General features: G+C 72.3%; 21 protein-coding genes. 15 read left to right on the top strand and 6 right to left on the bottom strand.

Annotated features, from left to right (window positions below; all coding sequences use genetic code 11):
- Window positions 1-209: 209 nt before the first annotated feature.
- Window positions 210-1,799, bottom strand: a complete 1,590-nt coding sequence (locus ACZ4FH_RS03625; protein ID WP_467301957.1) for an adenosine deaminase family protein — start codon at window positions 1,797-1,799, stop codon at window positions 210-212.
- Window positions 1,800-2,315: 516 nt separating this feature from the next.
- Here ACZ4FH_RS03625 and ACZ4FH_RS03620 point away from each other — a divergent pair.
- The gene (locus ACZ4FH_RS03620; protein WP_467302421.1) at window positions 2,316-3,104 is read left to right on the top strand and encodes a GH25 family lysozyme; all 789 of its coding nucleotides are present in this window, start codon (window positions 2,316-2,318) and stop codon (window positions 3,102-3,104) included.
- Between the two features lie 201 nt (window positions 3,105-3,305).
- Window positions 3,306-4,484 carry a glycoside hydrolase family 3 N-terminal domain-containing protein gene (locus ACZ4FH_RS03615; RefSeq protein ID WP_467301956.1) on the top strand — a complete coding sequence of 393 codons (1,179 nt, stop codon included), beginning with the start codon at window positions 3,306-3,308 and terminating at the stop codon, window positions 4,482-4,484.
- Window positions 4,485-4,592: 108 nt separating this feature from the next.
- Here the strand turns inward: ACZ4FH_RS03615 and ACZ4FH_RS03610 are convergent, their stop codons facing one another.
- On the bottom strand, window positions 4,593-5,681 hold the full coding sequence (locus ACZ4FH_RS03610) for a zinc-binding dehydrogenase (RefSeq protein ID WP_467301955.1): 1,089 nt from the start codon (window positions 5,679-5,681) through the stop codon (window positions 4,593-4,595).
- Between the two features lie 155 nt (window positions 5,682-5,836).
- Between ACZ4FH_RS03610 and ACZ4FH_RS03605 the strand changes: the two genes are divergently transcribed.
- From ACZ4FH_RS03605 to exaC, 6 genes are all read left to right on the top strand, one after another.
- The gene (locus ACZ4FH_RS03605; RefSeq protein WP_467301954.1) at window positions 5,837-6,502 is read left to right on the top strand and encodes a TetR/AcrR family transcriptional regulator; all 666 of its coding nucleotides are present in this window, start codon (window positions 5,837-5,839) and stop codon (window positions 6,500-6,502) included.
- A 199-nt stretch (window positions 6,503-6,701) separates the two neighbouring features.
- The gene (locus tag ACZ4FH_RS03600) at window positions 6,702-7,976 is read left to right on the top strand and encodes a hypothetical protein (protein WP_467301952.1); all 1,275 of its coding nucleotides are present in this window, start codon (window positions 6,702-6,704) and stop codon (window positions 7,974-7,976) included.
- A 279-nt stretch (window positions 7,977-8,255) separates the two neighbouring features.
- Window positions 8,256-9,740, top strand: a complete 1,485-nt coding sequence (locus tag ACZ4FH_RS03595; RefSeq protein WP_467301951.1) for a serine/threonine-protein kinase — start codon at window positions 8,256-8,258, stop codon at window positions 9,738-9,740.
- Window positions 9,741-9,809: 69 nt separating this feature from the next.
- Window positions 9,810-10,484: a class I SAM-dependent methyltransferase gene (locus tag ACZ4FH_RS03590; RefSeq protein WP_467301949.1), complete on the top strand. Its 675-nt coding sequence runs from the start codon at window positions 9,810-9,812 to the stop codon at window positions 10,482-10,484.
- Between the two features lie 105 nt (window positions 10,485-10,589).
- Window positions 10,590-11,843 (top strand): GAF domain-containing protein, encoded by a 1,254-nt coding sequence (locus ACZ4FH_RS03585; protein WP_467301947.1) that lies wholly within the window; start codon window positions 10,590-10,592, stop codon window positions 11,841-11,843.
- A 135-nt stretch (window positions 11,844-11,978) separates the two neighbouring features.
- Window positions 11,979-13,502, top strand: a complete 1,524-nt coding sequence (gene exaC / locus ACZ4FH_RS03580) for an acetaldehyde dehydrogenase ExaC (RefSeq protein ID WP_467301945.1) — start codon at window positions 11,979-11,981, stop codon at window positions 13,500-13,502.
- On the opposite strand, the gene ACZ4FH_RS03575 is transcribed toward exaC, so the two are convergent.
- Both ACZ4FH_RS03575 and ACZ4FH_RS03570 read right to left on the bottom strand, forming a co-directional pair.
- The gene (locus ACZ4FH_RS03575; RefSeq protein ID WP_467301944.1) at window positions 13,499-13,750 is read right to left on the bottom strand and encodes a DUF397 domain-containing protein; all 252 of its coding nucleotides are present in this window, start codon (window positions 13,748-13,750) and stop codon (window positions 13,499-13,501) included. The genes exaC and ACZ4FH_RS03575 overlap by 4 nt on opposite strands.
- Window positions 13,747-14,568: a helix-turn-helix domain-containing protein gene (locus ACZ4FH_RS03570; protein ID WP_467301943.1), complete on the bottom strand. Its 822-nt coding sequence runs from the start codon at window positions 14,566-14,568 to the stop codon at window positions 13,747-13,749. Before ACZ4FH_RS03570 ends, ACZ4FH_RS03575 begins: the two co-directional genes overlap by 4 nt.
- Window positions 14,569-14,679: 111 nt before the next feature.
- Here ACZ4FH_RS03570 and ACZ4FH_RS03565 point away from each other — a divergent pair, with 111 nt between their 5' ends.
- From ACZ4FH_RS03565 to ACZ4FH_RS03540, 6 genes are all read left to right on the top strand, one after another.
- Entirely contained in the window at window positions 14,680-15,147 is a 468-nt protein-coding gene (locus ACZ4FH_RS03565; protein WP_467301941.1) for an ATP-binding protein, read from the top strand.
- Between the two features lie 15 nt (window positions 15,148-15,162).
- Window positions 15,163-16,230, top strand: a complete 1,068-nt coding sequence (locus tag ACZ4FH_RS03560; protein ID WP_467301940.1) for an NAD(P)/FAD-dependent oxidoreductase — start codon at window positions 15,163-15,165, stop codon at window positions 16,228-16,230.
- The gene (locus ACZ4FH_RS03555; protein ID WP_467301939.1) at window positions 16,227-16,862 is read left to right on the top strand and encodes an SAM-dependent methyltransferase; all 636 of its coding nucleotides are present in this window, start codon (window positions 16,227-16,229) and stop codon (window positions 16,860-16,862) included. Before ACZ4FH_RS03560 ends, ACZ4FH_RS03555 begins: the two co-directional genes overlap by 4 nt.
- A 143-nt stretch (window positions 16,863-17,005) precedes the next feature.
- Window positions 17,006-17,563 carry a DinB family protein gene (locus ACZ4FH_RS03550; protein WP_467301937.1) on the top strand — a complete coding sequence of 186 codons (558 nt, stop codon included), beginning with the start codon at window positions 17,006-17,008 and terminating at the stop codon, window positions 17,561-17,563.
- Between the two features lie 135 nt (window positions 17,564-17,698).
- Window positions 17,699-18,571 carry a GntR family transcriptional regulator gene (locus ACZ4FH_RS03545; RefSeq protein ID WP_467301935.1) on the top strand — a complete coding sequence of 291 codons (873 nt, stop codon included), beginning with the start codon at window positions 17,699-17,701 and terminating at the stop codon, window positions 18,569-18,571.
- A complete protein-coding gene (locus ACZ4FH_RS03540) occupies window positions 18,568-19,956 on the top strand; it encodes an MFS transporter (protein ID WP_467301934.1) in 1,389 nt (462 codons plus the stop codon). The genes ACZ4FH_RS03545 and ACZ4FH_RS03540 overlap by 4 nt, the downstream gene beginning before the upstream one ends.
- A 160-nt stretch (window positions 19,957-20,116) precedes the next feature.
- Here the strand turns inward: ACZ4FH_RS03540 and ACZ4FH_RS03535 are convergent, their stop codons facing one another.
- Window positions 20,117-20,728, bottom strand: a complete 612-nt coding sequence (locus ACZ4FH_RS03535; protein WP_467301932.1) for a YceI family protein — start codon at window positions 20,726-20,728, stop codon at window positions 20,117-20,119.
- A 252-nt stretch (window positions 20,729-20,980) separates the two neighbouring features.
- On the opposite strand from ACZ4FH_RS03535, the gene ACZ4FH_RS03530 reads away from it, so the two are divergent.
- A complete protein-coding gene (locus ACZ4FH_RS03530; protein ID WP_467301931.1) occupies window positions 20,981-21,502 on the top strand; it encodes a hypothetical protein in 522 nt (173 codons plus the stop codon).
- Between the two features lie 62 nt (window positions 21,503-21,564).
- Here the strand turns inward: ACZ4FH_RS03530 and ACZ4FH_RS03525 are convergent, their stop codons facing one another.
- Window positions 21,565-22,188 (bottom strand): antibiotic biosynthesis monooxygenase, encoded by a 624-nt coding sequence (locus tag ACZ4FH_RS03525; protein WP_467301929.1) that lies wholly within the window; start codon window positions 22,186-22,188, stop codon window positions 21,565-21,567.
- Window positions 22,189-22,218: the final 30 nt, after the last annotated feature.

Below are 22,218 nucleotides of genomic sequence, written 5' to 3'. Positions count from 1 at the left end.
TCCGGTTCGGCGCTCTCCCGCCCGAGGCGGGAGAGACGGCGAAGACCCGCTGTGCGCCACGAAGACTATGGGCGCTGTGACCACTGTTGTGTGCATGCTGTGCAGCGCTCCTGTGCGGTGCGTGCGGCACGGGTGCCGGGCGGGTCGGGCCCGGACACACCACCGGGCCGCAGGGACAGTGCCCCGCGGCCCGGCGAAGGGGGGATGCGTCAGCGGCGGCCGCCGTGGGCCCGCTCGAAGGTGGCGAAGGCCGCCTCCTGGCGCCACTCCATGCCCGCCTTCGGGTTCTCGGAGAGGAAGTCGAGGCAGCGGGGGGCGGGGTTGCCGGGGCGGCTGGTGGCGCAGGCGGGGACCATGCGGTAGCCGGTGCGGGCGGAGCCGGCGGCCCAGAGGCTGCGGCCCTCGCGGAAGGCGTGTTCCAGGGAGGCGCGGGCCAGGTCCTTGAGGGTGGGGTAGTCGAGGTCGTACGTCTCGGAGGCGTACTGGTACTCGTGGCTGATGTCGATGCGGGAGACGCCGGGGTCGTCGGTGGACAGGACGATCGGGACCCCGTAGCGCCGGTAGGCGTTGAACGGGTGGTCGGCGCCCGCGATGCCGAGGATCTGCTTGTTGCTGGAGAAGGGGACCTCGACGGCGATGTCGCGGCGGGCCATGGTGCGGGCGAGACCGCGCCAGTTGTCCTCGTGGACGAGGTCGACGCCGTGGCCGATGCGCTCGGCACCGGCGACGCGGACGGCCTCGTTGATGTGGAAGGTGAGGTCCTCGGGCTTGACGAGGCCGGGGGCCAGCTCACCGGCGTGCAGGGTGAGGTGGGCGCCGGGGTACTGACCGCGCAGGTACTTCAGCATCCGCATCTGGAGGCTGTAGTTCTCCAGCGAGCTGTCCCAGTCCTCGGGCTGGACGAGGTTGACGGCGACGAAGCGGGGGTCGCGCTCGGCGAGCCGCATGCCGACGGCCATCTGCGTGAAGACGCGGGCCGGAGTGCTGCCGCGGGAGACCTGGGAGATCCAGCGGACGGGGAGCCGACAGCCCGGGTCGGGGCGGTTCGTGTCGCAGTGCGCGGTACGGCGGAAGTCCGCGTCGCCCTCGTCGGCCTCGCGGACCGCCTCGTCGACGACCTTGTTCAGCCCGCCGGCCAGCAGCTTGCGGTGGAAGGCGGCCAGGTCGGCGTCGTAACCCACCTTCTCGGCCAGGGCCCTGGCGCTGTCCGAGGCCGGGGTGACCATCGTCTCCAGGTAGAACTGGTTCTGCGCGACGACGGTGTTGGCCACGTTCGCCAGCAGCTTGCCCCGGTCCCACGTCGCCAGGCCGAACTTGCCGAAGGTGTCGAAGAAGTGGTCGTGCCCCGACTCGCCGGCCGGGAAGTCCTGCATGGACCAGGCCCGGACGATCTCCTGGCGGAACGCCGCGTCGGTCCGCGCGTCGGCGGCCGGACGGGTGCCGGGGCCGCACGGCGGCGCCACCGCCGTCATCGTCGCGTCGATGCACAGGCCCTTGTCGATCGCGAGCTTGATCAGGTACTCGGTGGTGGCCGCACCGGACAGGTGGTTGTGGAGGTCGCCGCCCTTGGGCAGCGCCTTGAAGAAGGCCTTCAGCGCGGCGGGCCGGCCCCGGAGCGAGTCGAGGTACGCGGAGGTCCTGCGCTCGGCCGGGGTGACCACGCGCGGCGAGGCGTCCTGCGCGGGCGCGGCGGCCGTCGCGGGCACGGCCGGGAGCAGGGTCAGCAGGGCGAGGGTGCCGCCGAACCCGGCCAGGAGCGGGGACTTGGGACGGCGGGCCGTCCGAATCGAAGAGATCACCGCCGCATGATCGCGCCCGTCGTGCCCGATTACGGCCCCGAGCCACGTCCGCGCGGGCACGTCCACCCGATCGAGTGCGGGGGAGTGGCCGCCAGTTCGAGCGCGGGGCGGAAGCCGGCCGTGGGAGCACGGGGAGTGCCCGTTCGCGTGCGGGGCGTGGGGGCCGCGCTCGTACGCGTGCGGGGAGCGGTCGCCAGTTCGGGAAAGTTCCGCCGCACACCGGTCGTTTGTACAGCTCACCGGACCGGTCTTTGGTCCAGACCACTAATGGGAGGCAGGCGCTCTTTACCGGACCCCCGCGCCTGTGGCTCACTGTGTCGTGTTCGCGACAATTGGACGCGCGTAGATCCGGACGAAACGCGCGGCCGGCACGGACCCGTCACGGCATCCACCCCCACGCCCCCACAGGAGGCCGCCTTGTTCTCCCGGACCACCCCGCGTTCCCTCACCCCCGCCCGCCGACGCCTCACCCTGGCCGGTGTCCTCGGCACGAGCGCCGCGCTGCTCCTCGGACTGATGTCCGGCACCGCCACGGCCGCACCCGCCAAGCACGACCCCGTCCCCCTCGGCCAGGGGTACATGGGCGTCGGCTACCTCCAGGACGGCCAGGCCTTCAGACCGGACAGCCGGCAGCTGCACCTCGGCGCCCAGCCGGAGGCCACGGTCAAGGCCAACCCGGTCGGCATCGACATCTCCAGCTGGCAGGGCGGCATCAACTGGACCTCGGTGCGCGGCGCCGGGATCGAGTTCGCCTGGATGAAGGCGACGGAGGGCCTGACGTACAAGGACCCGACGTTCAACACCAACTACCCGAACGCCTACTACGCCGGTGTGATCCGGGGCGCCTACCACTACGCCCGCCCGGACGTCTCCGGCGGAGCGGCCCAGGCCAACTACTTCGCGAGTAACGGCGGCGCCTGGTCCCGCGACAACCTCACGCTCCCCGGCGTCCTGGACATCGAGGGCACCTGCTACGGCTACTCGCAGGCGTCCATGCGGCAGTGGGTGCTGGACTTCTACAACACGTACAAGTCCCGCACCGGTCGTGACGTCGTGATCTACACCAGCCCGAGCTGGTGGAACACCTGCACCGGCGGCTGGACCGGCATGTCGGCCCGCAGCCCGCTCTGGGTCGCCCACTGGACCTCCGCCGGCAGCCCGAGCATTCCGACGGGCTTCCCGTTCTGGACGGTCTGGCAGTACACCTCCACGGGCGCGGTGAGCGGAATCTCGGGCAACGTCGACCGCGACCGCTTCAGCGGCGACCGCTCCCGGCTCCTCGCCCTGGCCAACAACACCCCGTGACGGTGTGACACGGGACGTCGTTGCCCCTCGGGGCGCGGCGGACCCGTGCGAGAGGCGCGCGGGCCGGAGCGGCCGAATCACCCCGGCCGCTCCGGCCCGCGCGTGTGGAGCCGGGCCCGCTCCCCCTTGTGTACGCCCCCCACGGCGTCCACGCCGGGCCCGCGTGTGGAGCACTGCCGCCTGACAACTTACGGAGCACCCATGGACCCCACGCCATCCCTCAGCAGGCGCGCCGCCCTCGCCGCCGGAGCCGCGGCCCTGGCCGGCGGACTCGGAGCGACCGCCGCCGCGGAGGCCGCCGCACGGACGCCGGAGCACGCGCGGTCTCCGGAGAACGCACGGAAACCGGAAGCCGTACGGCCCCCGGCCGCCGTCGCCGCCCTGACCCCGCAGCAGCGCGCCGGGCAGTGCGTCATCCACTCCTACCCGGGGCTCACCCCTCCGGCCTCGCTGATGAACGCCATCGAGCAGGGGCGCACGGCCGGTGTGATCTTCTTCGGCGAGAACATCGAGAACCTGACCCAGATCGAGGGCGTCGTCCGCTCGATGAAGGCCGCGCACGCCAACTCCCCGGTGCAGGCCCCGCTGCTCCTGATGACCGACCAGGAGGGCGGCGTGGTCCGGCGGCTGCCGGGGGAGCCGGTGATGTCCGCCAAGGACGTCGGTGCCTCCGCCGACCCCCTCCAGTGGGCCGACTTCACCGGCGGCGGCGCGGGGATGAACCTCGCGGGCGTCGGCATGAACGTCAACCTCGCGCCGGTCCTCGACGTGTACCGCAAGACCGGTGACTTCACCGACCAGTACGAGCGTTCCTACAGCAAGTCGGCCGCCGCGGTGGCCAGTTGCGGTACGGCGTTCATCCGCGCGCAGCAGGACGTCGGGGTCGCCGCCACCGCCAAGCACTTCCCGGGCCTCGGCCCCGCCTCGGCGAGCCAGAACACGGACCTGCGCCCCGTCACGCTCACCACGTCCGCGGCCACGCTGCGCGGGGTGGACGAGGCGCCGTACCGGGACGCCGTCGCGGCCGGAGTGAAGCTGGTCATGCTCTCGTGGGCGGTCTACTCCGCCCTGGACCCCGCCCGTCCGGCCGGGCTCTCCCCGGCGGTCGTCTCCGAACTGCGCGACCGCCTCGGCTACACGGGGGTCACGATCACCGACGCCCTGGAGGCCGGGGCGCTCCAGTCCTTCGGCACGACCGCGCAGCGCGCGGTCGCGGCGGCCTCCGCGGGCATGGACCTGGTGCTGTGCTCCTCGCGCAGCGTCTCCCAGGGCGACACCGCGGTGACCGCGCTCAGCGAGGCCCTGGCCTCCGGCGCACTCGACGGCACCCGCTTCGACGCGGCCGCCGCACGCGTCAACGCACTGCGGGCCGGGCTGTAGACGGGTCGGTTCGCGGGGGAGTCACGCCGCAGGGGCCGTACGGAGACGTCCGTACGACCCCTGCGCACATCCGCGCACATCCGCACGCACCGGTGCGGGCGCCCCGGCTCAGGAGAAGTCGGTGATGACGACGCGGGCGGTCGTGCCGTCCTTCAGCGACTCGTAGCCCTGCTCGATGTCACCGAGCCCGATCTCCTTGGAGACGAGGTCGTCCAGGTTCATCCGGCCCTGGAGGTACATCGAGGCGTAGAACGGGATGTCGCGCTTGAGGTTCGAGGAGCCCATGTAGACGCCCTGGACCTTCTGCGAATTGCTCAGCGCGGTCAGCGCGGAGACGTCGATGCCCGCGTCCATGCCGCCGACGCCGATCAGGTAGAGGCCGCCGCCCTTGCCGAGCATCTGCATGCCCTGGGCGGTCACCGGGCGGACGCCGACGAAGTCGAAGACGTGGTCCGCGCCCTGGCCGGTGATGTCGCGGACGGCCTCGACCGGGTCGACCGTACGGGAGTTGACGACGTGGGTCGCGCCGAACGCCTTGGCGCGCTCCAGCTTCGCGTCCTCGATGTCGGTCACGATGATCGTGCCGGCCCCGGCGATCCGGGCCCCGCTGACCGCGTTCATCCCCACGCCGCCCGCGCCGATGACCACGACGGTGTCGCCCTGGCGGACGTCGGCGCTGTTGAGCACGGCGCCGGCGCCGGTGAGCACGCCGCAGCCGATCAGCGCGGCGGGGGCCCACGGCATGTCCTGCGGGACGACGGCCAGCTGGTTCTCGTGGATGAGCGTCTCCTGCGCGAAGCCGCCGAGCCCCATGCCCTGGGCCACCGGTGCGCCGTTCCAGCTCAGCCGGGGGGCCTGGCCGACGGCGCGCAGGGTCGCCTCGGGGCGCAGGCAGATGTGCGTGCGGCCGCTGAGGCAGTTCACGCAGGAGCCGCAGTACTGGATGAGGCTGCCGACGACGTGGTCGCCGGCCTTGACCTGGGTGACCTCGGGGCCGGTCTCCGTGACCACACCGGCGACCTCGTGGCCGAGGACGACGGGGAACTCGCCGCCGATGAACGTGGCGACGCTCAGGTCCGAGTGGCACAGGCCGGAGGCCTGCACCCGGACGCGTACCTCGTGCCCGACCGGATCGGCGATGTCGATCTCCTCGACGACGAAACCCTGGCCCAGACCCTTGGTGACAGATGCCTTCATGGTGTTGCTTCCTTCGTCCGTCCGATATGTGGCACGGCCGAAATGTCAGCTCTCGGGCCGCTCTGCCACGTTTCTGATTGTGGCACCGGATCGCCCAAAAGAAAAGAGACACATGTTGATTAATGCATGTGAGAGGCGTGCGATAGGCTGCGACCGTGTCGGGACAGCCTTCGAACCAGCCCTCGCCGCCCTCCGCCGACGACCGGGGGCCGGCCGGCGGTGACGCGGCGCTCGACGTCCGCGTCCGGCGCACCCGCGACCGGCTGCGCGAAGCCGTGCTGCGGCTCGCCTCCGAGCGCCCGGTGGAGGAGATCGCGGTCGCGGACCTGGTCCGCGAGGCCCGCGTCAACCGCACCACCTTCTACAAGCACGCCACCAGCCCGGCGACGATCCTCGAACAGGTGCTGTACGAGGAGCTGGACCGGGTCCGGGCCGGATGGATCACCGACGTCCTGGCGGGCACCCTGCCCGTGCACGAGGTCTGGGAGCGGGCGTCGGGCGCCCTGCTGGACCATCTGGAACGCCACGACGCCCTGTACACGGTGGGCCTGACCGGCCACCGCAGCGCCGTCCTCCACCATCTGCTCGTCGAGCACTTCACCGTCTCGGTCAGCACGCTCCTGGAGCGCGAGCCCGAGGCGGTGCCGGGCGACGAGGGCTCCCTCGCCTGGCGCGTGGAGGCCGCCAGCCGCTTCCTCGCCCACGGCGAGGCCGGCATCGTCGAAGCCTGGCTCGCCCTTCCGGCCCCCCGCGACCGCCGCCTCTTCGTCTCCGCCGCGAACGCCCTGCTGCCGTCCTGGTTGATCCCGGCCGCAGGCTGATCCGCGCTGCCCTCGCGCCCCCGGAGCCGCCCCTGCGCAGGGGCGGAATAGGCCCCTCCATGATCGCTTTTGGCCCGTTGGGGGCTCACACCGCCACCGCCCCGGCCGCTACGTTCGGCTCCGGACCGAACACACACAGCCAGGAGGAAAGGCAACGATGCGCCCCACAAGCTCCGTCCGCCGCTCAGGGAAAACACTCATGGCCTGTGCCGCCTCGGCCGCCGTCGCCACCGTGGGACTCGCCGTCTCACCGGCCGCCGCCGCACCCGCCGGGCCCGCCGCCGCACCCGCCGTCTCCGCCGAGCCCGAGCCCGGCGGGGCCTGTACGGCGGCCGACCTCGGCACCCGGCACCCGTACATCAAGACCACCGAAGTGGCCCCGGTCATCACCCACTTCAAGGGCTGGTACGTCACCGAGGGCTCGACCGGCACCCAGAAGGTCACCACGACCGTGCAGACGGTCGTCAAGGTGACCGTGGGCGCCAACGCCTCCGGCAACGTCGAGGGCGCCTTCCCCCAGCTCGCCCTCACGAAGGCCGGCGCGACCGTGGGCCTCAACGTGCAGCTGGAGTACACCTCCACCAACACCGCCTCGACAGAGGTCACCTGGAACTTCGCCAGTCCCGGGTACTACGGCCTCTACAAGGGCACCAAGAAGGTCACCGGCACCTACGGCAGCCTCAACTGCAACCGTGCCCAGCAGGCGGACGGCAGCTGGGCCCTGAAGTGGGTCGAGGGCGGCGGCGCCGGGAGCTTCACCACCTTCACGACCCTCGAAGAGGGCGCGGTGCGCTGCGAGGACGCCGTCCCCGCCGACAGCATCATGCGCAAGGCGCAGGACCTCCTGGACTGCGGCTCCGCCGTCGCCACCGCATCCCACCCGGCCGGTGAGGTGACCTCCGCCAAGGCCGCCGAGGCGCGGAAGGCCGAGCAGGCCGCCGCCGAGCAGGCCGCCGCCGAGCAGGCCGTCGGAGCCCGCACGGCCCAGGCCCCCGCGAACCCGGCCCCCGCCCCGCTGGCCGCCCTGAACTGCCAGGCCGCCGTCTACAAGATCGACGTTCCCGGCAAGCCCCTCAACTGGAGCGCGCCGCTCCTGCCCGGCGACGGCATCCGCCTGCGCGAATCCAGCTTCCTCAGCGCCCACCTGGACAACTGGAAGCTGTGCAACGTCACGGAGTCCAACGGGGTCATCGAGGCATCCCTGTGGAACTGGGGCAACGGCGGCTGCGCCACCGTCCCCTCGGCCACCGCCAACCAGGAACTGGCCGTCCTGACCACGGCCTCCTGCGTGGAGGACGACCTCCAGCGCTTCTACATCTACCGCGACGTGCCCGGCAGCACGAAGGTCGGCATCCAGAACAAGTACTCCGGTTCCATGGCCGGCCACGACCGCTACGCCGACGGCGAGCAGATCCGCCAGTACTCCAGCGGCCGGCAGGACGGCACGGGTACGTACACCATGACCGTGGTCTGACGACCCCCGCTCCGTGAACACGCGCCCCGCACGGCAATCTCCGGGCCTCCCGGATCCGTGCGGGGCGAGCGCGTTCGGCGATGCCCTCTCAGGTGAGGGCGAGGGCCGCGCCGGTCGAGACCGAGAGGCGCGCGCAGCCCGACCCGGACCGGCGGCGACGGCAAAATCTGGGTGTGCATGTCAGTTGAGTCTCTGTTCCTCCGTCACCGCCGACGTACGGTCGGCCGCACAGGAACCAGCGGGCACACCGCAGGGGTTCGACCACCGATGGAGGGCGTTGTGGGGGACACGGTGCAGGCCGGAATGCTGATCGGCGGGCGGTACACGCTGACCAGGGTGCTCGGGGCCGGAGGATTCGGGCAGGTCTGGCTCGCCGACGACACGGACCTGCGGGTCGAGGTCGCCTTGAAACGTGTGTACCTGCCCGGCCCCGTCAGCCCTGACGAGCAACAGCAGCGCACCGTCCGCGCGGTCCGGGAGGCGCGCCATGCCGCACAGTTGCGTGACCACCCCAACATCGTCACGGTCCATGACGCCTTCGAGTGCGACGGCAGCCCCTGGATCGTGATGCAGCACGTCGACGGCTCCTCGCTGGCCGAGGAACTGAGACGGCGCGGGCGAATACCTGCCGACCGGGTGGTCGGAATCGCCGAGGCGATGCTTTCGGCCCTCGAAGCCGCCCATGAGGCCGGCATCGTGCATCGTGACGTCAAACCGGCGAACGTACTGCTGGCGGCCGACGGCCAGGTGCTGCTCACGGACTTCGGCATCGCCGTCGCTCCCACCGATGCCACGCTCACTTCCTCCAGCGTGGTCATCGGCTCGCCCGGCTACGTCGCCCCCGAGCGCTGGCAGGGTGCCGAGCCCGGCGCGGCAGCGGATCTGTTCGCCCTGGGGGTGACGCTGTACGAGGCGGTCGAAGGCGAGCCGCCCTTCCCCCGGCAGAATCCGGTCGCGGCCCTGACCGAGGAGCCCCGGCCCCCGGCGCACGCGGGACAGCTCGGTGCGCTTCTGCTGCGGCTGCTGGCGAAACAGCCGGAACGCAGACCGGACGCCGCCGCCGCCCGCGCTCTGCTCACCCCTGGAACGACCACCGCACGACAACCCACCGCACCCACCCGACCCCTCTCGACCGCACCCACCACACCGATGACCAAGGCCATCACCGCGGAGCGGCTCCCGGAACAAACGCCTGAACGCCCGCCCGCCCTTGAACCCTTCACCATGACCAGCCGACGTCTGGAGGTGATGGTGGCGCGGGGGACGAAAGAGCTGGGGGCGTGGGGTGTGGCCTCCGGGGTGGTGTTCGCGCTCATGACGCTCCTCGGGCAGTACTTCGGGGAAGACATGCCCTTCCGGACCGTGGCGTGGAACTCGGTCCTCTTCGGGGGCGGCGGCGGCCTCGTAGTCGGCCTGCTCGGCGCGGTACACGCCGGCTGGGGGGCGCTCACGGGCGATGCCGACAGCCTCACGGTCAGTCCGGCCGGGATGACGGTGACCGGAGAGTGGGAGACCGAGTACGCGTGGGACGAGCTCCAGCGCATAGAGCTCAGGCGGGACGGCACCACGGTCACGGTGAGGGTACGCGTGCCCGCTGCCGAATCGGACACATGGCGTGAGAAGCACCGCCGCGTGAAACTCACAGGCCAATGGAGCGATGTCTTCGTCGGCCGGGGCATTTCGCCGACCGACGCCGGACGCCTGATGGCTGCGCTCAGCCGCTGGTCGGGAAACCTGTACAGGGGCCCGTCCGGCCTGGCCTGAGGGCTGGCCCGTCATCCCTGGCGGGCGGGCGCGCGACGGCTGCCACGGCACAGCCTCTAGGTTGGGGCGATGCCCGACACACCCCTTCCCGCGCCCGCCTCCCTGCCCGTTCCCGGCTCGGCCGCCGATGTCGTCCGCACCTGGGACGCCCGCGCCGACCACTACCTCCGGTTGTTCCGGGACGAGTTGGAGGCCAAGCCCTTCGACCTGGAAGCCCTGGACGCCTTCGCCCGACGCGTGGGTCCGGGCGGCCGGGTCCACGACGCCGGCTGCGGCCCCTGCGGCCACGTCACCCAGTTCCTGACCGACCGGGGCCTCGACGCCCTCGGCATCGACCTCTCCCCGCGCTGCGTCGCCCTCGCCCGCCGCGAACGCCCCGACTGCCGGTTCGCCGTCATGGACCAGCGCGCCATCACGGGACCCCTGGACGGCCTCGTTGCCTACTACTCCCTCCACGACCAGCCCCGCGCCGAACTCCCCGCGACCCTCGCCTCCTGGGCCGCCGCCCTCCGCCCCGGCGGTCAGCTCCTCGTCGTGGCGAAGGAAGGCACGAACGACGGCGTGATCGACGACCCGCTCGGCAGCGATCTGCGGGTCTACTGGGCGGAGTTCACGGAGTACGAGCTCCGCGACGCGGCCGACAACGCGTCCTTCCGCGTCGACACCTGCACGGTCCGCGAGGCGTACGAGGACGAGATCCCGACCCGTCGCATCTACCTGGCGGCGACCCGCTGCCAGGACTGACCCGGGACCGGCGAACGGTCCGGATCTGCCCCCCGCCCGGCGGTTGTCGGGGAGGCCGGTTGCGCCCACGATGGGCAGACACGCCGCCGCGGACGGGAGGGCGAGTTGACGGACCCCTGGGTGGCTCTGGCCGCCGACGCGAACCCCGGCACGCGACTCGGTGAACTGCGCCGCGCGCACGAGGTGTTCACCTCCGACGGACGGCTCTCGTCGCCGGTACGCGCCGTGGTGGGCCAGTCGTGGCAGCGCTCCGCCCGCGCACGGGTCAGCCCGGACGGCGCGGCCCCGGTCGAACTCGCCCCGGACGAACTCGGACCGTACCGGGAAGCGCACCCCCTGGCCCGCGTCATGCCGGTCATCCGCGAACTCATGGGCGCCTACGCCATGGACGGCGAACACCTCCTCGCGGTCTGCGACGAGCACGGCAGGCTGCTGTGGGTCGAGGGGCACGCACGGGCCCGCCGGCGCGCGGAGCGGATGAACTTCGTCGAGGGCGCCCGCTGGGCCGAGTCGGAGGCCGGGACGAACGCCCCCGGCACGGCGCTCGCCGTCGACCGGCCGGTCCAGGTCTTCGCCGCCGAGCACTTCCTCCGGCCCGTCCAGCAGTGGACCTGCGCCGCCGCCCCGCTGCACGACCCGCACACGGGCCGGGTGCTCGGCGCCGTCGACATCACCGGCGGCAACGGACTCGCGCACCCGCACAGCCTCGCGTTCGTCCAGGCGGTGGCGCGCGCCGCCGAGTCCCAGCTCGCCCTGGCCGCCCCGCCCCCCTCCGGCGCCCCGGCGCGCCTCCACGCGCTCGGCACCGAGGAGGCGCTCCTGGTCCTGGACGGCCGCACCACCCGCCTCAGCCGGCGCCACAGCGAGATCCTGGTGACGCTGGCCCACCACCCGGAGGGCCTCGGCGGGGACGAACTGCTGATCGAGCTGTACGAGGACGAGTCCGCGCCCCCGGTGACGCTCAGGGCCGAACTGGCCCGGCTGCGGCGGCTCCTGGGCCCCGGTCTGCTGCACTCGCGCCCGTACCGGCTGGGCAGGCCGGTGGACGCCGACTTCGACACCGTCGCCCGCCGGCTGGAGTCCGGGGCCGTGGCGGCGGCGCTCGGCGCGTACGCGGGGCCCCTGCTGCCGCGTTCGCAGGCACCGGGGGTCGTACGGCTGCGGCGCCGGCTCGCCGGCCAGTTGCGCGCGGCCCTGATCGCGCGCGGCGATCCGGCGCTCCTCGCCGACTGGGCGTACCGCCCGTGGGGCGCCGAGGACCTTCCCGTCTGGCGGGCGCTCGCCGAGGCGGCGCCCCCGGAGCGGCGGCCCGCCCTGCTGGCGAGGGCCCGCGCGCTCGACGCGGAGCAGCGCGGGTAGAGGGTTCGCCCGGTCACCCCCCGGCGGTGTCCGAGGCGGAACGGCCCGTGCAACGGCGTTGCAACGTCGCGCTGCCTAGCCTCGCGCCGAGGGCCGCCCAACGGAGGGCGGTTCCGGATCCGGGAGGCCGCAGAGATGACCCGTTACGCCGCGCCGGGCACCGAGGGTGCCATCGTCTCGTACGAGTCCCGTTACGACCACTGGATCGGCGGGGCGTACGTGCCGCCGGTCCGGGGCCAGTACTTCGAGAACCCGAGCCCCGTCAACGGCCGTCCCTTCACGGAGATCGCCCGCGGCACCGAGGACGACGTCGAACGCGCCCTGGACGCCGCCCATGCCGCGGCCCCCGCCTGGGGCGCCGTGTCCGCGGGGGAGCGCGCGGTCGTCCTGAACCGGATCGCCGACCGGATGGAGGCCCATCTGGAGGAGCTGGCGGTCGCGGAGAGCTGGGAGAACGGCAAGCCGGTGCGCGAGACGCTGGCCGCGGACATCCCGCTGGCCATCGACCACTTCCGCTACTTCGCGGGCGCCCTGCGCGCCCAGGAGGGCTCGCTCAGCGAGATCGACGACGACACCGTCGCGTACCACTTCCACGAGCCGCTGGGCGTGGTCGCCCAGATCATCCCGTGGAACTTCCCCATCCTGATGGCCGTCTGGAAGCTCGCCCCCGCGCTGGCCGCCGGGAACGCGGTGGTCCTCAAGCCGGCCGAGCAGACCCCCGCGTCGATCCACGTCTGGATGAAGCTGGTCGCGGACCTGCTCCCCCCGGGCGTCGTCAACATCGTCAACGGCTTCGGCGCGGAGGCGGGCAGGCCGCTCGCCTCCAGCCCCCGCGTCGCGAAGATCGCCTTCACCGGCGAGACCTCGACGGGGCGCCTGATCATGCAGTACGCCTCGGAGAACCTCAAGCCCGTCACGCTGGAGCTGGGCGGCAAGTCGCCGAACCTCTTCTTCGACGACGTCTGGGCGCAGGACGACGACTTCCGGGACAAGGCGCTGGAGGGCTTCACCATGTTCGCCCTCAACCAGGGCGAGGTGTGCACATGCCCGTCGCGGGCGCTGATCCAGAGCGGGCACTACCACGACTTCCTCGCGGCGGGCATCGCCCGCACCGAGCAGATCGTCCCCGGGCACCCCCTGGACACCGACACGATGATCGGCGCCCAGGCCTCCACCGAACAGCTGAAGAAGATCCTCTCCTACCTGGAGATCGGACAGCAGGAGGGCGCGAAGATCCTGACCGGCGGCCAACTCGTCGAGCACGGCGGCGAACTGGAGGGCGGCTACTACGTCCAGCCGACCGTCTTCGAGGGCGACAACAGGATGCGGGTCTTCCAGGAGGAGATCTTCGGCCCGGTGGTCGCCGTGACGTCCTTCTCGGACTTCGACGAGGGCATCGCCCTGGCGAACGACACGCTGTACGGCCTCGGCGCGGGCGTATGGACCCGCGACACCAACACCGCCTACCGCGCGGGCCGGGCCATCCAGGCCGGCCGGGTCTGGACGAACTGCTACCACGCCTACCCGGCCCACGCCGCCTTCGGCGGATACAAGCAGTCGGGCATCGGCCGGGAGAACCACCGGATGATGCTGGAGCACTACCAGCAGACGAAGAACCTGCTGGTCTCGTACTCCCCGAAGAAGCTCGGCTTCTTCTAGACCGTAGCCCCGACGAACGCCGCCCAGGCGCGCGGCGGCACGGTCAGGACGGGGCCGTCGGTGACCTTGGAGTCGCGGATGTGGACGGCGGCGGGGTGGGCGGCGACTTCTACGCAGTTGCCGCCCTCACTCGCGCTGTAGCTGGACTTGTACCAGTCGTACGCGACTTCGAGGCAGTCGCCGCCCTGGCTTCCGCTGTAGCTGGACTTGAACCAGGTGAGGCCGGTGCCGTGTGCTGCGCGGGTCATTTCTCTCCAAGCAGGATTTCCAGTAAGCGCATGCTCTCCCGAGGGGAGAGCGCCTGCGATCGGAGCATCCCATATTTCTGCTGGAGCATGCAGACCTCGTCGAGGTCGTCGACCAGGACGCTGACGCGCTGGCCCTCGATATAGGCGAGTTGATCGTGATCCGGAGTCTCGATCAGAACCATGGGCCCGTCGAGAGCGGCGTGCGACTCGTGATCCGTTTGCAGGATCTGGAGCCCCAGGAACGGCAGTTCGGCACAGTGGCGGAGCCACTGGAGCTGTTCACGCAGAACTGCTCGTCCGCCGAGCGGCCGGTGCAGAATGACCTCCTCCAGCAGGAAGTTCATCATCGGTCGCGGCTTCCGCTCCAGGAGCTTTCGGCGTTCCAGGCGGCTGACCACGCGCTCCTCCACCTCGTCCGCTTCGAGCGGCGGGTAGGCGGAGTTGAAGACGGCTCGCGCGTAGGACTCCGTCTGGAGCAGGCCGGGTACCACCTGGTTCTCGTACGACAGCAGGCTTACCGCCTCCTGCTCGTAGTCCATGAAGTCCTGGACGAATGCCGGGTACCGCTCCCGTTGCGGCACCCGCGCGACCGCGACCGCCAACGCCCCCTTCGTATCCAGCAACTCGTCCAGCAGGATCGCCAGGTCGAGCTGGAGGGGCCGTCGCCCCTGTTCCACGGACGCGATGGTGTCCTCGCCGACATTCAGCCGTTCCGCGAGGGCCGCTTGTGTGAGGCGTGCCGCTTTGCGGAACATGGCGAGTTGGGCACCGATGAGATGCCAGGACGTGACGCGCTTGGTGTTCTTTGCGGACTGCATGCCGAACCTCTCCCCGTAACGGGTTCCCGCTGACCCGTCAGAGGTCGTACGGGCGACCTGTACGACCTGACGCACTGATCAACCGTAGTGACGGTGTGTGATGTTCGTCTCGTGAATGAGACAACTCAACTCCCCCACTTCCGCGAGGCCTTCTACCGGCGGGAGCGCAGGTCGATCCCGCTCGTACGGAGGTTCGTACTCGCGGCCCTGGACGCGTGGGCGTGCGAGGTGAATGCCGATGACGTGGTGCTCTGCGTGAGCGAACTGGCGACGAACGCGCTCGTGCACGGGGTGCCGCCGGGGCGCGGGTTCCGGGTGCGGATGTTCTGGGAGCGGGAGGACGGGCGGGTCCGGGTGGAGATGCACGACAGCGGGGACGGGGAGGTCCCGGAGGTGCGGCGTGGGGACCCGTTGCCGGAGGGGGATGCCGAGGGCGGGCGGGGGCTGGTGCTGGTGTCGGCGCTGGCGGACGCGTGGGGCGTGGGGGAGCGGAATCCGGGGAAGATCGTCTGGTGTGAGTTTGCCGTTCCGGCAATGATCTTTGCCGAATCCGGGGTGAGTGCGCACCATCTCTCGTAGATGGAGGTGCTTCGGATGAGTAACACAGAAACACAGACGCAGGCGTACGACGTGGTGGTGATCGGCGGCGGGGCCGCCGGTCTCAGCGGGGCGCTGGCCCTGGGGCGGGCCCGGCGGTCGGTGCTGGTGATCGACGCGGGGAGCCCGCGCAACGCGCCCGCGTCGCACATGCACAACTACCTGGGCCGGGAGGGCACCCCGCCCTCCGAGCTGCTGGCGATCGGGCGCGGGGAAGTGGCCGGGTACGGGGTCGAGGTGGAGGAGGGCGAGGCCGTCTCGGCGGAGCGGCTGGCCGACGGGGACGGGTTCCGGGTCGCACGGGCCGACGGGACCGCCGTCACCGCGCGGCGGCTGCTGGTCACGACCGGGCTGACCGATGAGCTGCCGGCGGTGCCGGGGCTGGCCGAGCACTGGGGGGAGGGTGTGCTCCACTGCCCGTACTGCCACGGGTGGGAGGTGCGGGACGCGGCGATCGGCATCCTGGCCGTCACGCCGATGGCCGTCCACCAGGCGCTGATGTGGCGGCAGTGGAGCGCGGACGTCACGCTCTTCCTCCACGACGCGTACGAGCCGACGGAGGAGGAGTACGAGGAGCTGGCCGCGCGGGGCGTCGCCGTCGTCGACGGCGAGGTGACCGGGCTGGAGGCGACCGGCGGCCGGATCACCGGAGTGGTGCTGGCCGGCGGGCGTGTCGTGCCGCGCGACGCGGTGGTCGTGCAGCCGCGGTTCACCGCGCGCTCCGGCGTACTGGAGGGGCTGGGGCTGCACCCCGTACCGCTGGAGGCGGGCGGGCACACCCTGGGGACGTACATCGCGGCCGATCCGACCGGGGCCACCGAGGTGCCGGGGGTGTGGGTGGCCGGTAACGTCGCCAGCCTGATGGACCAGGTCATCGTCGCCGCCGCGGCCGGGCTCAAGGCCGGGGCCGCCATCAACGGCGACCTGATCGCCGACGACACCCGGCGCGCGGTGGAGGCCCGCCGCGCGCCCTTCTCCGCCCACGCCGAGCGCGAGGTGTGCGAGAAGGCCATGGGAGAACGCCGCCACGGACTGGACCGCCACGCCCTGGAGGGGACCCGATGACCACCGACCGCACCGCGCAGCCGTCCGACGCCGAGCTGTGGGACGAGCGCTACCGCGAGAGCCACCGCATCTGGAGCGGCAACCCGAACACCGTCCTCGTCCGCGAGGTGGAGGGCATGACCCCGGGGCGGGCGCTCGACCTCGGCTGCGGGGAGGGCGCGGACGCCGTCTGGCTGGCTCGCTGGGGCTGGCAGGTCACCGCCACCGACATCTCGCGCGTCGCGCTGGGCCGGGCCGCCGAGCACGCGGCCGAGGCGGGCGTCGCGGACCGGATCGACTGGCAGTTCCACGACCTCGGGGTCTCCTTCCCCGAGGGGGAGTACGACCTGGTCTCCGCGCAGTTCCTGCACTCCATGGGCGACCTGCCCCGGGAGGAGATCCTGCGCCGCGCCGCGCGGGCCGTCGCCCCCGGCGGCGTCCTCCTGATCGTCGGCCACGCGGGCTTCCCGCCGTGGGACCACGACCACGCGCACATGGAGCTGCCCACCACCGACGAGGTGCTGGCCTCCCTCGAACTCCCCGAGGGGGAATGGGACGTCCTGCTCAGCGCCGAGCACGAGCGGGTCCAGAACGACCCGGACGGCAACCCCGTCACCCGTACCGACAACGCCCTGAAGGTACGCCGCCGTTGACGGTGAATCAGCAGGCAGGGCGGTGAGGGGGTGCGGTCGCGGGAATGCGACCGCACCCCCTTCCCTATAGGACATGATCCGTCCTATACGCGGCCTACTGTGGTTCTTGTTCGAGGGAACAGGCACCGACGGAAGGCAGAACGATGACCGCGAGCCAGACGATCAACCGCACCGAGAACGAGGTCCCGGCGGTCACCGGCGAGCGCGCCGATCTGCTGGAGATGCTGGCCAAGCAGCGCCACTTCCTCCGCTTCACCACCCGCGACCTCACCGACGAGCAGGCCGGACTGCGGACCACCGCGAGCGCGCTGTGCCTGGGCGGCCTGATCAAGCACGTCACCTCGGTGGAGCGCTCCTGGGCCGGGTTCGTCGTCGAGGGGGCCTCCGCGATGCCGGACTTCACGCAGATGACCGAGGAGGACTTCGCGCGGCGGGCGGACGAGTTCAGGATGCTGCCCGGCGAGACGCTGGCCGGGGTGCTCGGCGCCTACGAGGAGGCCGCCCGCCGGACCGACGAGCTGGTCGCCACCGTGCCCGACCTCGACCTGCGCCACGCGCTGCCGAAGGCGCCGTGGAACGAGCCCGGCAAGGAGTGGTCCGTCCGCCAGGTGCTGATGCACATCGCCACCGAGACCGCCCAGCACGCCGGTCACGCCGACATCATCCGCGAATCGCTGGACGGAGCGAAGAGCATGGGCTGACCCGGCGGCGGGCCGGCGACGGGTGGGAAAGCTACTGCATCAGCTTCCGGGCGGTGCAGTAGCTTTCCCACGCGTCGGCCCCGGCGTCTCGGGGCCCCGACACCACCCCGTCCCGGACGATGCGGAGGTCCCGCCGTGCCCCGAGAAGCCCCCTACCTGGCCGTGGCCGAGAAGCTGCGCGCACGTGTGCTCGCGGGGGAGTGGGGGACCGGCGGGCGACTGCCGTCCCGGGCGCGGCTGGCCGAGGAGTACGGGGTCGGGCGGAACGTCGTGCAGCGGGCCGTGGAACGGCTGGCCGTCGACGGTCTCCTGGAGGGGCGCACCGGATCCGGCACCTACGTCACCACCCCGCGCGAGCGGCTGCGCCTCGTCCGCTCCCGGCACCGCGAACGGCGCCGGGCCTCGACCGCACGGCCCGATCCCCGGGAGCGGGGCGCGGCGGACTCCTGGGACGCGGACAGCCGGGTGGGGGTCCCCGCCCCCGAGGACATCGCCGCCCGCCTGGCCGTCGCGCCCGGCGAACCGTGTGTCCGCACGCGCTACGAGTTCCTGGCCGGCGGGCAGCCCGTCCAGTTGTCGGAGTCCTGGGAACCGGCGGCCCTCACGGAGGGGACCCCCGTCCGGCTGCCGGAGGACGGCCCCCTCGCCGGGCAGGGCGTCGTCGCGCGGATGCGGGCGATCGGCATCACCGTCTCCACCGTCGTCGAGATCCCCCGCCCGGCCCGCGCCACCCGCGCCCAGGCGCACCTGCTGGGCATCGGCGCGGGCGACCTCGTCCTCCGGATCGAGCGCACCATCTACGCGACGGACGGGCGCCCGGTGGAGACGGCCGACCTGGTCGTCCCGGACGCGCGGCGGGAGGTCGTCTACGAGTTCGGGGCCGACGTGCCCTGTCCGTCCCCGGCTTCACCGGTCTCCCCGGCTGTTCCGGTCTCCTCGGCCTCTCCGGTCTCACCGGCCTCCTCGGTGTCTCAGGTGTCCGGGCCGGCCCGGCCGTCCGGTTCATGAGCGGGACCTCGGAGTCCGCCCGCAGTCGCGGGGGCGAGGGCGGAGGCACCGACGCTTCGCGCACGGCCCGCCCCGGGGTGCTGCGCGACCGGGACTTCGCGCGGCTCTTCGCCGCCACGGCCTTCGGTCAGCTCGGCGACCGGGTCGTGTTCCTCGCCCTGCCGCTGGTCGCGCTCACGGCGCTGCGGGCCGACGCCTTCGAGGTCGGGCTGCTGACCGCGATGACGACGGCCGGATCGCTGCTCGTCGGGCTGCCCGCCGGGGCGTGGGTGGACCGGACGGGGAAGCGGTCCGTGATGGTCCGCGCCGACCTGGGCCGGGCCCTGGTGCTTCTGTCCGTACCGTTCGCCCGGTGGGCGGGGCTCCTCACGATCGAGTGGCTGTACGCGGTCGCGCTCGTCCACGGGGTGCTGACGGTCTTCTTCGACGTCGCGTACCAGAGCTGTCTGCCCCAGGTGGTAGGGCGCAACCGGCTGGTGGAGGCGAACGCCCGGCTCTCCACCGTCCGTTCGGTGACCTCGATCGGCGGACCGGCGCTCGCCGGACCGCTCGTCGGACTCGTCGGAGCCCCCGCGACCCTGCTCGTCGGCTCGGCGGGCATGGCCCTGTCCGGGCTGCTGGCCCTCACCCTGCGGACGGGGGGGCGTCCGCAGGGTGAGGGCGTGCGCCGCCGACTGGCGGCGGAGATCGGGGAGGGGCTGCGGTTCGTCCTGGGGCACCCCGTGCTGCGGGCGGTGATGCTCGCCGACTCCGTGTTCAACCTGTGCCTGGTGATGTACCAGAGCATGCTGCTGGTCTTCCTCGAACGCGAGATCGCCCTCGGGCCCTTCGGCATGGGGCTGATCTTCGCGGGCATGGGGTGCGGCGCGCTGCTCGGGGCGCTGACGGCGGGCGCGGCCGCCCGGCGGATCGGGCAGGGCCGGGTCGTCTGGGCGGCGACCCTGGCCACCTGCCCGCTGACCGCCCTCATGCCGCTCGCGCGCCCCGGCTGGAGCGTCTGCGTGGCCGCCGCCGGACTGGCCGCGCTCTCGCTGGGCGGGGTCGTCCGCGTCGTCGCGCAGTCCAGCCTCCAGCAGGCGCTGACCCCCGACCGGCTCCTCGGCCGGACGAGCGCGACCGTCCGCTTCGTGTCCTGGGGCGGCATCCCGCTCGGCGGACTGCTCGGCGGCGCCGCCGGCTCGGTGCTCGGCGCCCGGGGAACGCTGTGGGCCGGGGCGGCGGGCATGACCGTGAGCGCCCTGCCCGTCCTCCTGTCACCGCTGCGGAGCGGGTGGGCCCCGGGGATTCCGGACCGGGGCGACCGAGGCGACCGGCGCGACCTGGGCGACCGGCGGAACCTGGGCGACCAGCGTGACCTGGGCGACCGGCGGGACCGAGGCGACTGACGGGACCTGGGCGGCGGCGCGTCCCCCGGAGCCCCGCCCGCGCCGCCGCGCCCTCCCGGGGGCGGGCGGATCCCGTTCGGGGAGCCCCGACACGGCCGAGCGCCCGCCGCCCACCTCCGTGGGGGCGGACGGCGGGCGCTCGGCCCGACGGAGGGGAGGATCAGGCGGCGGCCTTGATCGCGGAGATGTCGAAGTTCAGCTTCACCTTGTCGCTGACCATCACACCGCCGGTCTCCAGGGCCGCGTTCCAGGTCAGGCCCCAGTCGGAGCGCAGGATGTCGGCGCTGCCCTCGAAGCCCACGCGCTCGTTGCCGTAGACGTCGGTCGCGGAGCCGTTGAACTCCAGGTCGATGGCGAGCGGGCGGGTGACGTCCTTGATGGTGAGGTCGCCCGTGACGCGGTACTTGTCGCCGCCGAGCTGCTCGGCCGAGGTCGAGCGGAAGGTCATCAGGGGGAACTTCTCGGCGTCGAAGAAGTCGCCGCTCACCAGGTGGCCGTCGCGGTCGGCGATGCCCGTGTCCACGCTGGCGATCCTGACGTCGATCGAGGCGGTGGAGGCGCCCGGGTCGCTGCCGTCCAGCTTCAGGCTGCCCTCGTGCTCACCGAAGGTGCCCCGCACATTGGTGACCATCGCGTGGCGGACCGTGAAGCCGATGCTGCTGTGCGCCGGGTCGATCGTGTAGTCGCCGGTGAGGGCGGCCAGGGCGGGGTCGACGGCGACGGCGGTGGTCGCGGCGGGGGCGGTGGTGTTCTTGCGGTTGAACAGAGCCATGGCTCCTCCTCGGGGACGCGATCGAGCGGGGGCTCGTCGTAGTTGTTTAACCTTCAACGAGATTCACTGTAGACCCATCTTGTTCAAAGTTCAACATCTAGGGTTTCCGTTGTTACGGGGCGGGTCGGGCCGAGGGGGCGCGGCGGGCCCGTGTTCACGTGACCGTCACCGCCCGCCCTCTGGCGGACGCGCGTAGAACTCGGGCAGTATCGAGCCGCCATCTTTGTCATGCACAGGAGGAGGAGACCCCCCATGGTGTCCCGAATGACGCTGCGCCCCGTCCTGACCGCCCTCGCCCTCGTCCTCGGCGCGCTCTTCGCCCCGGGCGTCGGCGTCGTCACCGGTACGACGGACGCCTACGCCGTCACCAAGCTCACGCACAGCCAGGCGACCGCCCGGTTCAGCTCCTCCGGCATCACCTGGTCGTCCTCCGGAGGCTGTTCCAACCGCAACGTCTCCACCTGCACCTCCTTCGACCAGCTCAACCTGGCCACCGCCCAGGGCGCCCAGACGCTCAAGAGCGCCACCGGCTGCGCGCTCAACATCACCGGCGGCACCGAGACCGGCCATGCCGGCGGCACGTACTCGCACTGGAACGGCTACAAGCTCGACTTCGGCAAGACCACCTGCCTCACCAACTACGTGCACGGCGTCTTCAGCTACATCGGCCTGCGCGGCGACGGCGCGCCCCAGTACAAGTCCGGCTCCGGCAACATCTACGCGGACGAGGGCAACCACTGGGACGTGACGTACTACAACTGCGGCGGCTGCTGACCGCCTCCGGACACGCCGGTGCCCCCGTCCCGACAGGACGGGGGCACCGGTGCGTCCGGCCGTCAGGGCGCCGAACCGCCGCCCTCCGGCCCCGCGACGGCCCCGAGCAGCCGGTGGGGCCGCGCGCCGGGCACGCCGTCCGTACCCGCCATCGGTGCGTAGAACAGGCCGTGCGCCCCGTCGAGGCTCACGAACACGTGCGCGGTGCCCAGACCGGGAGGCGGAGCCGCCCGCAGCCGGGCGGCGGTGGTCTCGGCCCACTGCGGGGCGGGCGGCCCCTCGCCCCCGGAGCGCCCGACGACCACCGTGCCGGCCGTGTCGCCGCCGGTGCCATCCGCTACGACGGTGTGCGCCAGCCGGTAGCGGACCAGCCCGGGGCGCCGGATGCCCGGGACCTCGCGGTCGATGCGGCCGATCATCTCGGACCGGTGCGCGCGGACGAAGGCGAGGTGGGCCTCGTCACTGGTCCACTGGGCGATGCTGAGCAGCGCCCGCCCGTCCGCGCTCGCGAAGCAGCTGAGCCGCAGGAACGCCTCCGGGCGCAACCCGGACGACAGCTCCTCCCACTCCCCGAGCAGGGCCCGGGACGCCCGGTCCTGACGGTCCGGGGTGTCCACGATCCACTCGCTGATCAGTGTCGTTCCGGCATCGGGCCGGGCCAGGTCCGGCAGCTGAAGTATCGTCACGCGATCCTCCTCCGTCGTCGTGCGCCCAGC

The organism is Streptomyces sp. NPDC024555 (genome assembly GCF_055559335.1).
The sequence above is the reverse complement of the archived record's forward strand: the minus strand, read 5'-3'. Positions and strand labels throughout refer to the sequence as shown.

Bases quoted from the DNA above. Each gene is read 5' to 3' on its own strand.
- ACZ4FH_RS03620 (WP_467302421.1), top strand. From the start codon at position 2,316: ATGTCCGGCACCGCCACGGCCGCACCCGCCAAGCACGACCCCGTCCCC.
- ACZ4FH_RS03615 (WP_467301956.1), top strand. From the start codon at position 3,306: ATGGACCCCACGCCATCCCTCAGCAGGCGCGCCGCCCTCGCCGCCGGA.
- ACZ4FH_RS03610 (WP_467301955.1), bottom strand. From the start codon at position 5,681: ATGAAGGCATCTGTCACCAAGGGTCTGGGCCAGGGTTTCGTCGTCGAG.
- ACZ4FH_RS03600 (WP_467301952.1), top strand. From the start codon at position 6,702: ATGGCCTGTGCCGCCTCGGCCGCCGTCGCCACCGTGGGACTCGCCGTC.
- ACZ4FH_RS03590 (WP_467301949.1), top strand. From the start codon at position 9,810: ATGCCCGACACACCCCTTCCCGCGCCCGCCTCCCTGCCCGTTCCCGGC.
- exaC (WP_467301945.1), top strand. From the start codon at position 11,979: ATGACCCGTTACGCCGCGCCGGGCACCGAGGGTGCCATCGTCTCGTAC.
- ACZ4FH_RS03575 (WP_467301944.1), bottom strand. From the start codon at position 13,750: ATGACCCGCGCAGCACACGGCACCGGCCTCACCTGGTTCAAGTCCAGC.
- ACZ4FH_RS03570 (WP_467301943.1), bottom strand. From the start codon at position 14,568: ATGCAGTCCGCAAAGAACACCAAGCGCGTCACGTCCTGGCATCTCATC.
- ACZ4FH_RS03560 (WP_467301940.1), top strand. From the start codon at position 15,163: ATGAGTAACACAGAAACACAGACGCAGGCGTACGACGTGGTGGTGATC.
- ACZ4FH_RS03555 (WP_467301939.1), top strand. From the start codon at position 16,227: ATGACCACCGACCGCACCGCGCAGCCGTCCGACGCCGAGCTGTGGGAC.
- ACZ4FH_RS03550 (WP_467301937.1), top strand. From the start codon at position 17,006: ATGACCGCGAGCCAGACGATCAACCGCACCGAGAACGAGGTCCCGGCG.
- ACZ4FH_RS03540 (WP_467301934.1), top strand. From the start codon at position 18,568: ATGAGCGGGACCTCGGAGTCCGCCCGCAGTCGCGGGGGCGAGGGCGGA.
- ACZ4FH_RS03535 (WP_467301932.1), bottom strand. From the start codon at position 20,728: ATGGCTCTGTTCAACCGCAAGAACACCACCGCCCCCGCCGCGACCACC.
- ACZ4FH_RS03530 (WP_467301931.1), top strand. From the start codon at position 20,981: ATGGTGTCCCGAATGACGCTGCGCCCCGTCCTGACCGCCCTCGCCCTC.